Consider the following 13,407-nt stretch of genomic DNA (forward strand, 5'->3'; position numbering starts at 1 on the left):
TTTTTCATTTGTTTAATTAGCATAGGGAAACGTATAATTAGTACAGTTCATTTCATACAAACGCGGGGTTCAAAAAAATTCCCTCGTCATCAAAACGAAGAGAGACATAAGGATGGCAAATGACTGGCTTTGGGTGCTTTTTGCATTAGTGAACTTCACTTTACTGCTTGTTATGAAGCCGTTGGTCAAGGAAGGATGATGACATGATTGAAGTTTATACAGACGGAGCTGCTGCTGGAGACCCTGGTCCCAGCAGTGCTGGTATTTTTATTAAAAACGGTAAAGAACATTATGAGTACGCCATCCCTTTAGGAGAATTATCCAACCACGAGGCAGAGTTCTGGGCAGTGATCAGAGCATTGGAAATCTGTCGCGATAAGTTTCCTGAGGATATATTATCGTTTAGGAGCGATTCTAAAATTGTAGTTGAAACGATCGAAAAGAACTATACCAAAAATCATCGATTCCTCCCCCTGTTAGAAAAAATCAATCATCTGCAATCCGGTTTTCCGTTTGTATTTTTTAAGTGGATACCAGAAAAACAAAATGGGAAAGCTGATTTGCTTGCCCGTGGAGTATTAAAAAAATAACCCGCCTGCTTTTTTAAGAAGCCTGGCGGGATTTGCTTATAATTTAAGAAAGATTACCTTGGAATTTCGAAGTCTTTTGTCATCATTACCTGGCTTTTTCTAAATATTCCTTATAAAGCTTTTCTTTTCGATAGGCCTTTCGCTTCTAAAACCTTCCACGCCTTCTTTTTAGAATTAATTCCCCGCGTAGAAATATGTTCGAGTACACCCATATAAAAACTACCGTCAAAGGTTTGTTGGAATTGTAATGTAGCTTTAAGAGCTATGATCACCTTCCATACAGGTGCATTTGTCGAGTTCATACCAAAATAAATGAACCGGACATCTTCATCTGATAGTTTGAATCCTTTGGCCCATAAATCTTCAAGAAAATAAGCTAAAGTATATTGCTGTTTCATGCACCGCCACCCTCTGGTTTGAGTTTTATTCCTTCTTAACGTTTATCTACTACAGACACTTCATTTTCTGGATACGAAATCCAATCGCTGAAACTTCCGACGTATAATTTCACCTGTTCCAATCCTGCTTCCCAGAGACCGATGACATTAGAGGCAGCCGTTACGCCAGAGCCACAATAGACAATGATTTCCTCCTGTTCGGAAAGCTCCTGAAAATGATTTTGCAATTCTGCTTGTGATTTCCATGTTCCATCTTTTTTATACACGTCTGCCCAATCATATTGCACTGCCCCTGGGATATGTCCGCTCTTTGTATCTATCGGTTCCTTCCACCCTGCATACCGTTCAAAACTTCGTGAATCTACCAGCACCGTGTTTGTTTCGTCCTGTCTGGATCTCACATAAGCTTCTCCACAGGCCATGTTATGCTGTAACTGGATTGAAAAGCCGGGTGCCTGGTGCACCTGTGGTACTTCTGTAATTATAGGGAAGCCTGCATTTGTCCAGGCCTCCATACCGCCATCAAGTAAATACACTTTTTCGTGCCCCACAAATTTCATTAACCATAACATTCTGGCAGCCATGACGCTGCGATTCTGATCGTAGGCAATTACCACTGTGTCCCGGTCGATACCCGCATCGGCAATCGTTGTTTCAAAAGAATCTATTTCAGGCAAGGGGTGCCTTCCCCCATGTTTCTTGATTTTTCCGCTTAATGATTTTTCTAAGTCAAAATAAACAGCACCTGGTAAATGTCCTTCGTTGTATTTCCGCAGTCCTTCGTCGGGATCCCTCAAATCAAAACGACAATCCGCAAACACTACTTTATTTTCTTTGGCCAATTGCTCCGCTTGCGCCACTGATATTATATTCGACACGATCCCTCACCCTTCGAGTTTTATTCCATTATAACAAAAAAGAAGGCCAGGTGTAGGTCACCTGGCTGAGAGAATATGCTCATATTGTCTTTGTCTCTGTTCCATACTTTTATGGGTTCTGTTTTTGTTACCATTCATAAACCGCTGCGCCATTGGGGAGTTCAACTTACCTAAAATATAAACCATCAATACACTATACACCGTTACTGTTAATCCGATCAAAAAAATCATATGCAGAACCTCTTTTCTACAATTGATAATGATTTTCATTTCTAACTAGAAGTATAGCAGAGCTATTTGGGGTTTGCAATTGATATTAAAAATTGTACGAATTATTGTCACAATTGCAGTACCTCATGGGAATCTTTTAGCGCTTTTTCTTCGACAGGAATTCTGATCTTCATAAGCAATAGATGCAGAATGGGAAAAAGCACAGCGGTGATATAAGCCTGGAATAGCAATGGAAGGATAATTAATTCCAGTAAAACGACCCAATAATTCGGATGCTTTATGAACCTGTAAGGCCCCTTCGCTATAAGCTGGTGTCCAGGGACAATGATGACCCTGGTGTTCCAGTACTTTCCCAACGATAGTATGCACCAGGCACGAAATAACTGGAGGATAGAAAAGGCTATAAATAACCCGATGAAAGCTTTTGGTCTCCAACTATCAAAAAATAAAGAAGCATCGAAATATATACTGATAAAAAATAGTGTGTGCAGGGCTATGAACCATTTATAATGTTCTTTACCATGTTCTTTACCACCATGCTTCATCGCCCACTGCCGGTTAGCTTTTGCAATGAACAATTCCACTATACGCTGCAACAGGATAGCACCTAAAAGAATCATCAATGGAATTGGCATCAATACCACTCCAAACTGATCAACTCGGAACTGAATCCCGGGCCTAGGGCAGCCATTAAGGATCTCGTTCCAACTTCTGGGAATGATTTCATATACTCATATAAAACATAGCAGACAGTGACAGATGACATATTTCCATGTTTTGCTAATACGTGGTACGATTCGCTGAAGGCATCTTCATCCAACTGCAACACTTCCTGATAAGCTTCCAACACTTTTTTTCCACCTGGATGGGCTACAAAAAACGGAAGCTCATCCGCATTCAATCCACGATCGCGCAGAAAACTCTGGACATGGTCTTTCCAAAAATCTTTTACCAGGTGAGGAATACTTCTGTTGAATACCACTTCAAAGCCGGTATCCTTTATTTCCCACCCCATGATGTCAATAGAGTCTTTTTTGGTTTTTGAGTTTGCACCATCAATCACCGGTACGGTTTGCTTCTTTTTTCCCAACAGATCGGACTTGGAACCTGCTACTAACACCGCGCTAATACCGTCACCGAATAACGCAGTTCCGACAAAGTTGCTTTTCTTTGAATCAGTTTTTTGAAAAGTAAGACTGCAAAGTTCCACATTAACAACCAACACGTTTTTAGAAGGATAAGCTTTGACCCAATCATAGGCTCTGGCCAGACCACTGACACCCCCGGCACAACCTAAACCGAATAAAGGAACCCGCTTTACATCTTCCCGGAATGATCTTGCATTCATTACTCTGGCTTCTATAGAAGGGGTAGCAAGACCGGTAGTGGATACGAAAATAATCATATCGATATCATTAAAACTAACAGGCTCGGTAAGAAACAACTCACTTCCCAAACAATCATCGATCGCATGAAGCGAATGACGATAAGCTTCCTTAATATAAATCCCATTTCTCTCACCCAGGCCATGCGGGTGTTTAAACCATTCCTGATTCACAACAAATTGTCGTTTTTCTATCATGGCATGATCAAAAACAGGAAGTAATCGTTGTTTATCCCGCTCGGATAATGGAAATAACGATTCAACCAAACTTTTCACCTGCGTTTGTGATATATCATATGGGGGTTCACTTTTACCTATCGAGAGTATATAAGCCATACGTACTCCTTTTTAGGCTTATGTTGTGTATTTTTCAGTGTAATTATGTACTTCTGTACGCAGAACGCCGACCATAGTAGACGTCTGTGCATAAAAAATCCCGCATTGCGGGATTATGTAATCCAATTAAAAGCCGTAAATAGTCATTCCACCATCAACGAACAAGGTCTGTCCGGTCATGTAATCACCTGCTTCAGATGCCAAAAACACCGCTGTACCTGCCAGTTCTGACAATTTTCCGATTCTCTTAAGTGGTGTGCGAGCTAATATATCCTGCACATAGTCTTCGTCCTGGAGAAGCTTTTCCGTTAAAGCAGTCGGGAAATACCACGGTCCAATAGCATTTACATTAATATTATACTTTCCCCACTCCATGGCTAAATTTTTAGTCATCTGTATGAGGGCACTTTTAGTCATAGCGTAAACCACACCCGTCCTTAGTGCTGTGTGGCCGCCTACCGAAGATATATTGATAATTTTCCCTGCCTGGTTGTGCTTCATCTTATTAGCTGCATACTGGGATAGGAAAAAAGCACTCTTCATATTAGTGGATACAATTTGATCCCATTCTTTCTCCGTTACTTTCAAAGCCTCACTCCGTGTATTCATACCTGCATTATTCACCCATATATCCAGCTGGCGTCCAGAAAGGATAGGCTCTGCTTTCTCCATAATATAGTCGTAATCATTCACATCAGCCTGGATTGTAAAAGCTTCCCTTCCTAAATTTTCAATCGTACGTTTCACCTCTTCTAACTGCTCGTTGGAACGGGCGATTAATACGACATCAGCCCCAGCTTCTGCAAATGCGATGGCAATCGCTTTTCCGATTCCTTTGGTAGCACCTGTAACAGCAGCTAATTTATTGGTCAGTTCAAAACTTGGTAAAAACATTTCGTTACCCCCTATCAATCATTTCCCATTATTATACCATCACATTCTTAAAAGTTTCTCTTATTTAATCAAACACATTTAGCATAATATCTCTATTTTTTATATTTCCTTTTAACTAAATCTAAGTATAAAGTTCTAATTTTATTCACATTTCTATAGATTTATGTGATTGCCTTCAATCGCATGTTGTGTTAAACCTTTTCCACTTTTCACAAACTGTACATATTTACAGGGATATAAATGATTTAAATCACACATAAACCCTTTATCTACAGTGTTTTCAGTTGTTATTGAACACTTTGTGAAAATTGTGAATTACAGGGTAATTTCACACGAAATTGCTGTAAGATAGTTAATAACAAACCAACATTTTTTTGAAAGGAGTGGGCAAAAATGCCTAACACAAATCTGAAACAACAGACCGAACCTGATCATAGTTCCCAGGAACCCAATTTGAAGGGAACATTAATATCGGTTTCTATTGTTGGTGGATTTTTAGTGTTATCGTGGCTGGCAGTATTCGGCCTGTTTTTAGCAAGATAATAATTTTGATATGTAAAGAGGGGGATTACGATGCATCTGCATAAATACGAAAAAATCTGGATGGCATCTGGCGTAGGGACGCTGCTCATTTTCTTAATTGTGCTTGGGATAGGAGCCTTCTATCAGGGAACCCAGCCGCCAAGCTGTATGGTAACGCTGGATCCAACTAACGTCCAGGCACATGAAGCATTTAAAGAAGATAATCTCGGCTTGCAAAAACTGGGAGAAAAAGAATATACCTTGAACGTACTTGCTTCTGCTTTCAACTATGATTTCGGTAAGGACGAGGAAGGTAATCCTATTCGTACTATCCGAATTCCTGCGGGATCAAAAGTTATGTTTCAGGCTACAACTAAAGATGTCATTCACGGCTTTCAAATTGCCGGTACTAATGTCAACATGATGCTGGAACCAGGCTATATCTCCACACTGGAAACGACGCTGGATAATCCGGGGACCTATACATTGATATGTAATGAATATTGTGGCACTGGCCACCATTTGATGACAGCTACTGTGGAGGTGTATGAAGAATGATTGCAGAAAAAACCGGATTAAGTAAACCAGACTCAAAGTTAGCGATGGCTTTTATGTGGGTGACATTCATTTCATTATTGATCGGTGGTCTGATGGGTTTATTGCAGACATTAGTACGTACCGGCAATTTCACCCTGCCGTTCGGCATCGGTTACTATCAAATATTGACTGTGCATGGAGTCATTCTCGGCCTGGTGCTCACGACATTTTTTATTATCGGCTTCCAGTTCGCCCTGATGGCTAAAACTGTCGGGATGACAAGTAAACAACGAAAATATGGCTGGGCATCTTTTTGGGTAATGCTGATCGGTACCACCGCAAGCGCTATCATGATTTTATTAGGTAAGGCCAGTGTCCTTTACACATTCTATGCGCCCCTTAAAGCTCATCCGATTTTTTACTTCGGCCTGACTTTAGTAATAGTCGGTTCATGGATTGCCTGTTTTGTAAACTTCCGTCAGTTGTATAAATGGAAGAAAGAACACCCTGGGGAACATTCACCGCTGTTGGCGTTCATGGTCGTCATAAATATGCTGATGTGGTTCATTTGCACACTGGGTGTCGCAGCCACTGTGCTTATCCAGTTCATTCCTTGGTCACTGGGCTTGGACGGTGAAATAAATATTCTGGTCAGCCGTACATTATTCTGGTATTTCGGCCATCCATTAGTTTATTTCTGGCTGTTGCCTGCTTATATGGCATGGTATGCAATCCTGCCAAAAATCATCGGTGGTAAAATATTCAGTGATTCCCTTGCACGTCTTGCCTTTATTCTATTTTTGATATTTTCCATTCCGGTCGGTTTCCATCACCAGTTGCTGGAACCTGGTATCGACCCAATGTGGAAGTACATTCAAGTTGTTCTGACCTTTGCTGTCGTCATTCCATCGTTATTGACTGCGTTCTCCATGTTCGCTACCTTCGAAATTACCGGACGGCAAAAAGGATATACCGGATTGTTCGGATGGCTGCGACATCTCCCATGGAAAGATGTTCGCTTCTTTGCACCGTTTATGGGAATGGTTGCTTTCATTCCGGCAGGAGCAGGTGGAATCATCAATGCCTCCAACCAGATGAACCAGGTTGTCCATAACACTATCTGGGTAACAGGTCATTTCCATTTGACTTTAGCAACTACTGTTATTCTCACTTTCTTTGGGATCAGCTACTGGCTGGTACCGGTACTTACCGGCAGAAAAATAGATAAGAAAATCAATACCCTTGGCATGACTCAAACGATCGTCTGGCTGGTCGGGATGTTCTTCATGTCAGGGTCCATGCATTTGGCAGGGTTATTGGGAGCTCCGAGAAGATCCGCTTTTTCAGAATACCAGGGGAGCGCCCAGGCAGCTGAATGGATTGGCTATCAATACGGTCAGGCTATCGGTGGTTCCATTCTGTTTATCGGTATTCTGATTATGCTCTACAACTTTTTCTATATGACCTTTAAAGCACCAAAAGGTGTAGAAGAATTTCCGATTGCAGCATCACCTACAGGTACTGAACCGACTCCTCTTGTACTGGAAAACTGGCGGTTATGGATTGGTATCACGGTGGTTTTGATCGGGTTTGCCTATACAATTCCATTTGTCGATATCATTCAAAATTCACCACCAGGATCGCCTCCATTCGAGTGGCCGATCGGTAACAATTAATTAACACCAATTACTAGCAAAAAGAATAACAAAAAAAGTCCAGATCCCTGAGGGTCTGGACGTTAACTATTTAAGGAATTTTTTTATGTAGGGCCTATAATGTAAAAGAAAGAAGACTTCAGCCCCTTTATACCCTTTTTAAATACGTCATGAAGAAAGTTTTAATTTTACACTTTCTCCTTTTGAAGGGTCCGTTATTACTAAATTGGCTGGAAAACGTCGAGACTCCCGCGGGAGAAGGGGCTAGGCGAGATCCCACAGGGCGCAGCCCGAGGAAGCTTGCCAGATCCCCCCGCAGGAAAGAAATGAATGCGTAATCGCCTAGGGAGACACGACACGCATAAGCAGAACAGCAAAAGGGAAGCGTTCTTTCTTCCTGTTGATGGACTGCTTATGTCGCGAGTGTCTAGGCGATGAAGCTGGAAAGCGAGTCGTTTTCCCAGCACATCCCCACTCATCTCACGATAACGGCCCTTGAAACTGCGCCTTCAGCAAATGGGAGCTTACTTATCCCTATTTAGAATTGATAAATCTTTCTGTATTTTCCTGTGAGATAGTTCACCAAATAATCAGGGTTCAGTTGTTCTCCTGTGACATCAGTCAGTATTTCCAGTGGCTTCTTCATACTTCCATATTGATGAATGTTTTCTGTAAGCCACTCTTTGATACTGGTAAAATCACCATCGCGTATCACTTGATCGAAATCAATATCTTTTTCCATCCTGTTATAGAATTGCGCAGCATACATATAACCTAAGGCATAGGAAGGAAAATAACCGAAGCTTCCACCAGCCCAGTGAACATCCTGAAGTACACCCTCCGCATTATTTCTGGGACGGATGCCTACATACTCCTCCATTTTATCATTCCATAATTCCGGCAGGTCTTTCACCCTAATGTCTCCGGCAATCAAAGCTTTTTCAAGTTCATACCGCACCATGATATGTAACGGGTATGTCAGTTCATCTGCTTCAATTCGAATATAAGATGGTTTCACTTCATTGATCGCTTGATAAAACGGTGCAAGCTGAAGCGTGCTGAATGAATCAGGTGCATAGGACTTGAATAAATCATAATGATTTTCCCAGAAGGCTTCACTTCTGGCAATGAAATTTTCCCAGAACAGTGATTGAGACTCATGAATTCCCATTGAAGTACCATCAGCCAGTGGTGTAAATGCCAATTCAGGATTAATATTCTGTTCATATAAAGCATGCCCGCCTTCATGGATGGTACCGAATACTGCAGTTCGGAAATCCTTCTCATCGTATTTAGTCGTAACACGGACATCATTGATATTCAATCCAATTGCAAAGGGATGGACGGTTTCATCCAACCTTCCCGCTTGAAAGTCATACCCCATACGTTCAAGTATCTCCAGACTGAATTTTTCCTGCTTCTCTTTTGGAAAGTGGCCTTGCAGCACAGAAGGATCCGGTTTGCTCGCTGAACGTTGGATTTTTTCCAATAGTCCCGACAACGATTTTCTCACCTTAGGAAAAACTTCATCCAATACAGCTACCGTCACGCCAGGTTCATAGTTATCCAATAAAGCGTCATAAATATGATTTTTGTATCCCCAATACCCGGCAAACTTCTGGTTGTACGCCACAACTTGTTCTAAATAAGGCTGGAAGCTTTCAAAATCATCTTTCTCTTTTGCCTCTTCCCATACCGCTTCTGCATTCGATTGAAGCATGACATATTCTTTATATTCTTCTGCAGGAATTTTTGCGCTGCGCTCGTAACTCTCTTTCGACTTCTCTACTGCTTTTTTGATGATTTCGTTGTCTGTATTGCCCTCTAATTCTTCAATATAAGCTTTCATCTGGTCAGATGTAGTGATTTGATGTACTTTCTGTGATATTATCCCGATCACTTCAGAACGGTTGCCGATTGCTTTTTTAGGCGCCATTGTTCGCATATCCCAAAACATCAAACCCAGTGCTTCTTCATATGAAGACTTTTCTTTCAATAAATCGAGAAAATCCTTTTCCAACGCTTTACTCACACAGCTTCCCCCTATTTCGGCCGCTTTCCAAAAAACTGATAGTAGTCAGTTTGAATGTAACCATTGAATAACTTCCGCTTTTTAGATGCCTGCCGTCCATAAATTTTTTCGAAATTCGAATGGGAAGTCAGAACGTAGACACTCCAGGAAGGATGATCTCGCATAATCCCCCCTAAATCTCTGTACATTGCTTCTACTTCTTCCCGCTCCCCGATTCGTTCTCCATAAGGAGGATTAGACACGAGGTAGCCATTTTCCTGCTTTGGACGTAAATCTTTTACCTGCATCTGTTTCCATTGGACCAAGTCACCCAGTCCAGCTTCCATAGCATTCGCTTTTGAAATTTCAATCATACGATGATCGATATCATAACCTGTAATATCTAAGGGCTGGTCGTATTTGGCGTGGTCCTCCGCTTCCTGAAACGCATTATCCCATGTTGTTTGTGGAATCCAGTCCCATTCCTCCGAAGCGAATTCTCTATTAAATCCCGGGGCGATATTCTGCCCGATTAAAGCAGCTTCAATCGCTATAGTTCCTGACCCGCAGAACGGATCGACAAATGGCTTATCTGGTGTCCAGTTTGTCAGTTGTACCAGCGCAGCAGCCAGGGTCTCCTTTAAAGGTGCTTCCCCTTGTCCGGTACGATAACCTCTTTTATGCAAACCACTGCCTGAAGTATCAATTGTCAGCAATGCGGTGTCTTTATGCAATGCAATTTCTACACGGTAAAATGCCCCATCTTCTTTCAACCATGAAGCTATTCCATGGCGTTGCTTCATCCTTTCGACAATTGCTTTTTTAACGATTGACTGACAATCAGGAACACTGTATAGTTTTGATTTTACAGACTTACCAATGACCGGAAACTCGCCATCTTCTGGTATGTAGGTTTCCCAGGGAAGTGCCTTCGTCTTTTCGAATAACTCATCAAAACTGTAAGCCTTGAATTTTCCTACCTGAAGTTTGATGCGATCAGCTGTTCTTAACCAAAGGTTTGCACGTGGGATTGCGGATACATCAGCCTCAAAGGTTACCCTGCCATTCTCCACTTCTACATCTTTGTAACCTAAATTCTTCACTTCCTGAGCAACAATTGATTCGAGACCCATTGCTGCGGTAGCAATCAAGGTGACTTTTTGCGGCATAAAAATTTCATTCCTTTTCATCGTTAGTTATAATAAAAAACCCTTCCTAACGCAATGACTGCATTTAGAAAGGGATTGTTTCAAAGTCAGACCTTTGAATACTTTGTAAGCCATGTTCTGTACCATCGTACTGCCAGCGGTGGTCAACCTCGTACTCCGGTGGTAATCATCTATCTGCAAGCATTACGCTTGCCTCTTGTCAGGTTCATTTCCCTTCGAAGAGTGCCCCTACCTTCATTTGGGTTGCTCGCTCATGGGGTTTACCTCGTTCCACTCAAAGCATTTCTACTTTGACTACGTCACTGTGGCACTTTCAAGGTTGGAATGCCATATCCAAAAGGACTTAGGCATTTTCCCTGCCGTTAGCCATAAGGCTACCCTGACTTATGGTTTCGTCAGGCATGAACACTACAGGCATCTCAGCCTGTGCGAGCATGGACTTTCCTCTGCATATAATATGCAGCGATTACCCAAGTATTCAAAACTGCTTTATTATTTTACCTGGTTGACAAATTACTGTCAACGGAATAACCATTATAGCATACATTTTAAAGAATTGTACAAGCCAATTATTGGTAACTTATGAGTCAGCGTATTTCTTTCCGAAAACAGCTTTTTCTAAATTAGAGAGGCGCTTCAATACATCATAATTCACTTGATGGTTAGGCGTCTGCGCCTGAGTTTCATTTTGGACTGGACGGCTTCTGGTAGCCTCTCTTGCAGGTGTACGTTTCAACCGTTCATTCTCCTGTTTTAAGCGCTCAATTTCCTGGTTGAAGACATCATAGTCCTGAATAATCAAATCCAAAAACTCATCCACATCTTCCTGATTATAACCTCTCATAGATGTTTTAAAATCTTTTTCTAATATCTGTTTACCATCTAAATTTAATTTATCATTGATCATCAGTATCACCTCTATTTACACACCTTACTCCTATTTTTCCAAAAAGGAGCATGAATGTCAATTTTTTATTGTAGCTTTATTGGCTCCAGTAATCCGGGTCTGCCATTTGTATTTGCTCCACTGTTTCCTGGAGATCAAGTGGTGTTATATAAAATATCTTATAATCGTTTTTTTCCTCGGCAGCTAACGCTTCTTTACGAAAAAAATCGGGACTTCCCGGTGTGTCCTGATCATAAAGCATCAAAGCACCATCAGAATGGTTAACCAAAAACTGATCCTTCGCTTTAAATTGAAATGGACCCTGATATTCCTTTTCATAAACAGGTTTATAAAAATCGGCCAGCATGGACATTTCTTCATAGCGGCTTTTCATTTCATCCGGCCATCGTGATTCCTGATTGATAAAAGGTGGTATGAAGCCCAGCTGGACATCATACTGTTCTTTTAAGTCCATCACGACTTCTGCAGCCCATAATTCTACTCCCATCTGTCCTGATATCAATACCCATTCCATTCCCTCTTCTAACATAGCTGTCAGCTTTTTTTTCAGCGCTTCCTTGATGTAGAAGATCCGTGGATCGTCATTTTTAAAGATGCCTAATTCCATAGGTTTATAGCCGGTAACTACCATTGTTTTCATAAAAATCGGCTCCTTGAACGGATTCCCTTCTATATCAGTATATCTCAAACCTATGTAGTCATCCAAACATTAAAAAAAACGAGCATCTGTCAGATACTCGTTTATGAAATGATTAATCACGCCACCAAGGGTGATGGCAGCCTTTACCCATGTGACACATCCCCGGTCCCATAGGGCCGCATTGAGCTCCTTGAGGTGGCATGTTGTCATCTTCAACTCCTGCAACTTGCGGGCCCATTCCCTGGGGCATCATCCCCATCGGAGGTCTTGGCCCCATCTGCGCTCCTGCTACTTGAGGGCCCATTCCCATTGGAGGTCTTGGTCCCGTCTCAGCTCCAGCGACTTGAGGGCCCATTCCCATTGGTCCTGTCATTTCAGGACCCTGAGGCGGCATAAAGACATCCTCGGAGTCGAAAGTATTCATTACTGATTGTGTCTGCGGGAAGTGGTGCATGTTCCTGGTCAAATGATGATTCATGATGGTGGTATGCGTAGGATGAATATAATCTACTTCATTCTGGAAGTAATTATTCTGGACACAGTGTCTAGTCGGGCAGACGACTTGCTGTCTCGGGCGGGTTTGCCCGGGACCCATACAGTTTTTATGATGCATCTTTCATTCCCCTTTCTGTAAGATTCATCTTTCATAATTAGGGTATGTACTGGGTCCATAACATGTACTGAGGCAAATAACCATTTTATAAGCACCTGTCCTATAAAGATGCAGGTGAATTTCCATTAAAAAAAGCACCCGGGATATACCAGGTGCTCTATGTAAGGAACTATTAGTCGTTAGATAAATCGCTTTGCGCAAAAGAGAATGGTAATAATTCTTCCATTGTAAGGGTTTTGACATCTCCTTTGAGGTTGGTGGTGTGAATCTTCATATCATTCGGGAAAAATTCACTCATCACTTGCCGGCAGGATCCACATGGGGGTACAGGACGCTCTGTATCCGCCACGACAGCCATTTCCTGAAATTCATTCTCTCCCTCTGCAATCGCCTTAAAAATAGCGACTCTTTCTGCGCAGCATGTTACCGGGTAGGCTGCATTTTCAATGTTGCATCCCTCATAAGTCTTCCCGGATTTAGTCATCAGCGCAGCACCAACTTGAAATTTTGAATACGGCGTATAGGCACGCTCACGGATTTTTTTTGCTTTATCTATCAAATCTGCTTTTGTCATTTTTATCCCTCCCCTATTATTGGGAAGATAAGTATAATTGATGCTAATTAAAATGTAAAGCGTTTACA

16 protein-coding genes and 1 other RNA gene are annotated in these 13,407 nt (G+C 41.7%); 4 read left to right on the forward strand and 13 right to left on the reverse strand.

Annotation, left to right across the window (positions count from 1 at the left end):
* Positions 1–203: 203 nt before the first annotated feature.
* Positions 204–590, forward strand: a complete 387-nt coding sequence (locus P855_RS0107470) for a ribonuclease HI family protein (RefSeq protein WP_028782983.1) — start codon at positions 204–206, stop codon at positions 588–590.
* Positions 591–700: 110 nt separating this feature from the next.
* Here P855_RS0107470 and P855_RS0107475 read toward each other — a convergent pair whose 3' ends face one another.
* The 6 genes from P855_RS0107475 to P855_RS0107500 all read right to left on the reverse strand — a co-directional run bounded on the left by P855_RS0107475 (position 701) and on the right by P855_RS0107500 (position 4,711).
* Complete coding sequence (locus P855_RS0107475) at positions 701–988, reverse strand: DUF6123 family protein (RefSeq protein WP_028782984.1); 288 nt, start codon at positions 986–988, stop codon at positions 701–703.
* A 35-nt stretch (positions 989–1,023) separates the two neighbouring features.
* Positions 1,024–1,866, reverse strand: a complete 843-nt coding sequence (locus tag P855_RS0107480; protein WP_028782985.1) for a sulfurtransferase — start codon at positions 1,864–1,866, stop codon at positions 1,024–1,026.
* Positions 1,867–1,923: 57 nt separating this feature from the next.
* A complete protein-coding gene (locus P855_RS22250; protein WP_161628813.1) occupies positions 1,924–2,097 on the reverse strand; it encodes a hypothetical protein in 174 nt (57 codons plus the stop codon).
* A gap of 107 nt (positions 2,098–2,204) precedes the next feature.
* Complete coding sequence (locus P855_RS0107490) at positions 2,205–2,732, reverse strand: isoprenylcysteine carboxyl methyltransferase family protein (RefSeq protein ID WP_037985707.1); 528 nt, start codon at positions 2,730–2,732, stop codon at positions 2,205–2,207.
* The gene (locus P855_RS0107495; RefSeq protein WP_028782987.1) at positions 2,732–3,817 is read right to left on the reverse strand and encodes a type III polyketide synthase; all 1,086 of its coding nucleotides are present in this window, start codon (positions 3,815–3,817) and stop codon (positions 2,732–2,734) included. Before P855_RS0107495 ends, P855_RS0107490 begins: the two co-directional genes overlap by 1 nt.
* Positions 3,818–3,943: 126 nt before the next feature.
* Entirely contained in the window at positions 3,944–4,711 is a 768-nt protein-coding gene (locus tag P855_RS0107500; RefSeq protein WP_028782988.1) for an SDR family NAD(P)-dependent oxidoreductase, read from the reverse strand.
* A 393-nt stretch (positions 4,712–5,104) separates the two neighbouring features.
* On the opposite strand from P855_RS0107500, the gene P855_RS22045 reads away from it, so the two are divergent.
* The 3 genes from P855_RS22045 to P855_RS0107515 are packed head-to-tail and all read left to right on the forward strand — an operon-like array spanning position 5,105 to position 7,446.
* Positions 5,105–5,254, forward strand: coding sequence for a cytochrome c oxidase subunit 2A (locus tag P855_RS22045; RefSeq protein WP_152526193.1), 150 nt, complete (start codon positions 5,105–5,107; stop codon positions 5,252–5,254).
* 30 nt (positions 5,255–5,284) lie between these two features.
* Entirely contained in the window at positions 5,285–5,791 is a 507-nt protein-coding gene (locus tag P855_RS0107510; protein WP_028782989.1) for a cytochrome c oxidase subunit II, read from the forward strand.
* A complete protein-coding gene (locus tag P855_RS0107515; RefSeq protein ID WP_028782990.1) occupies positions 5,788–7,446 on the forward strand; it encodes a b(o/a)3-type cytochrome-c oxidase subunit 1 in 1,659 nt (552 codons plus the stop codon). The genes P855_RS0107510 and P855_RS0107515 overlap by 4 nt, the downstream gene beginning before the upstream one ends.
* Before the next feature lie 517 nt (positions 7,447–7,963).
* Here P855_RS0107515 and P855_RS0107520 read toward each other — a convergent pair.
* From P855_RS0107520 to cdd, 7 genes are all read right to left on the reverse strand, one after another.
* Positions 7,964–9,457 carry a carboxypeptidase M32 gene (locus P855_RS0107520; protein WP_028782991.1) on the reverse strand — a complete coding sequence of 498 codons (1,494 nt, stop codon included), beginning with the start codon at positions 9,455–9,457 and terminating at the stop codon, positions 7,964–7,966.
* A gap of 11 nt (positions 9,458–9,468) precedes the next feature.
* A complete protein-coding gene (locus tag P855_RS0107525; RefSeq protein WP_028782992.1) occupies positions 9,469–10,605 on the reverse strand; it encodes a THUMP domain-containing class I SAM-dependent RNA methyltransferase in 1,137 nt (378 codons plus the stop codon).
* Between the two features lie 101 nt (positions 10,606–10,706).
* An RNA gene (rnpB, locus tag P855_RS21760) (RNase P RNA component class B) lies at positions 10,707–11,083 on the reverse strand.
* Between the two features lie 102 nt (positions 11,084–11,185).
* Complete coding sequence (gpsB, locus tag P855_RS0107530) at positions 11,186–11,512, reverse strand: cell division regulator GpsB (protein ID WP_028782993.1); 327 nt, start codon at positions 11,510–11,512, stop codon at positions 11,186–11,188.
* A gap of 76 nt (positions 11,513–11,588) precedes the next feature.
* Entirely contained in the window at positions 11,589–12,152 is a 564-nt protein-coding gene (locus tag P855_RS0107535) for an SLOG family protein (protein WP_028782994.1), read from the reverse strand.
* Between the two features lie 112 nt (positions 12,153–12,264).
* Positions 12,265–12,765 carry a CotD family spore coat protein gene (locus tag P855_RS21505; RefSeq protein WP_051353117.1) on the reverse strand — a complete coding sequence of 167 codons (501 nt, stop codon included), beginning with the start codon at positions 12,763–12,765 and terminating at the stop codon, positions 12,265–12,267.
* Positions 12,766–12,937: 172 nt separating this feature from the next.
* The gene (cdd, locus tag P855_RS0107545; protein ID WP_028782995.1) at positions 12,938–13,339 is read right to left on the reverse strand and encodes a cytidine deaminase; all 402 of its coding nucleotides are present in this window, start codon (positions 13,337–13,339) and stop codon (positions 12,938–12,940) included.
* Between the last annotated feature and the right edge of the window lie 68 nt (positions 13,340–13,407).

Origin of the sequence: Thalassobacillus devorans MSP14, from assembly GCF_000496835.1 — a bacterium.
GTDB lineage: Bacteria > Bacillota > Bacilli > Bacillales > Halobacillaceae > Thalassobacillus > Thalassobacillus devorans_B.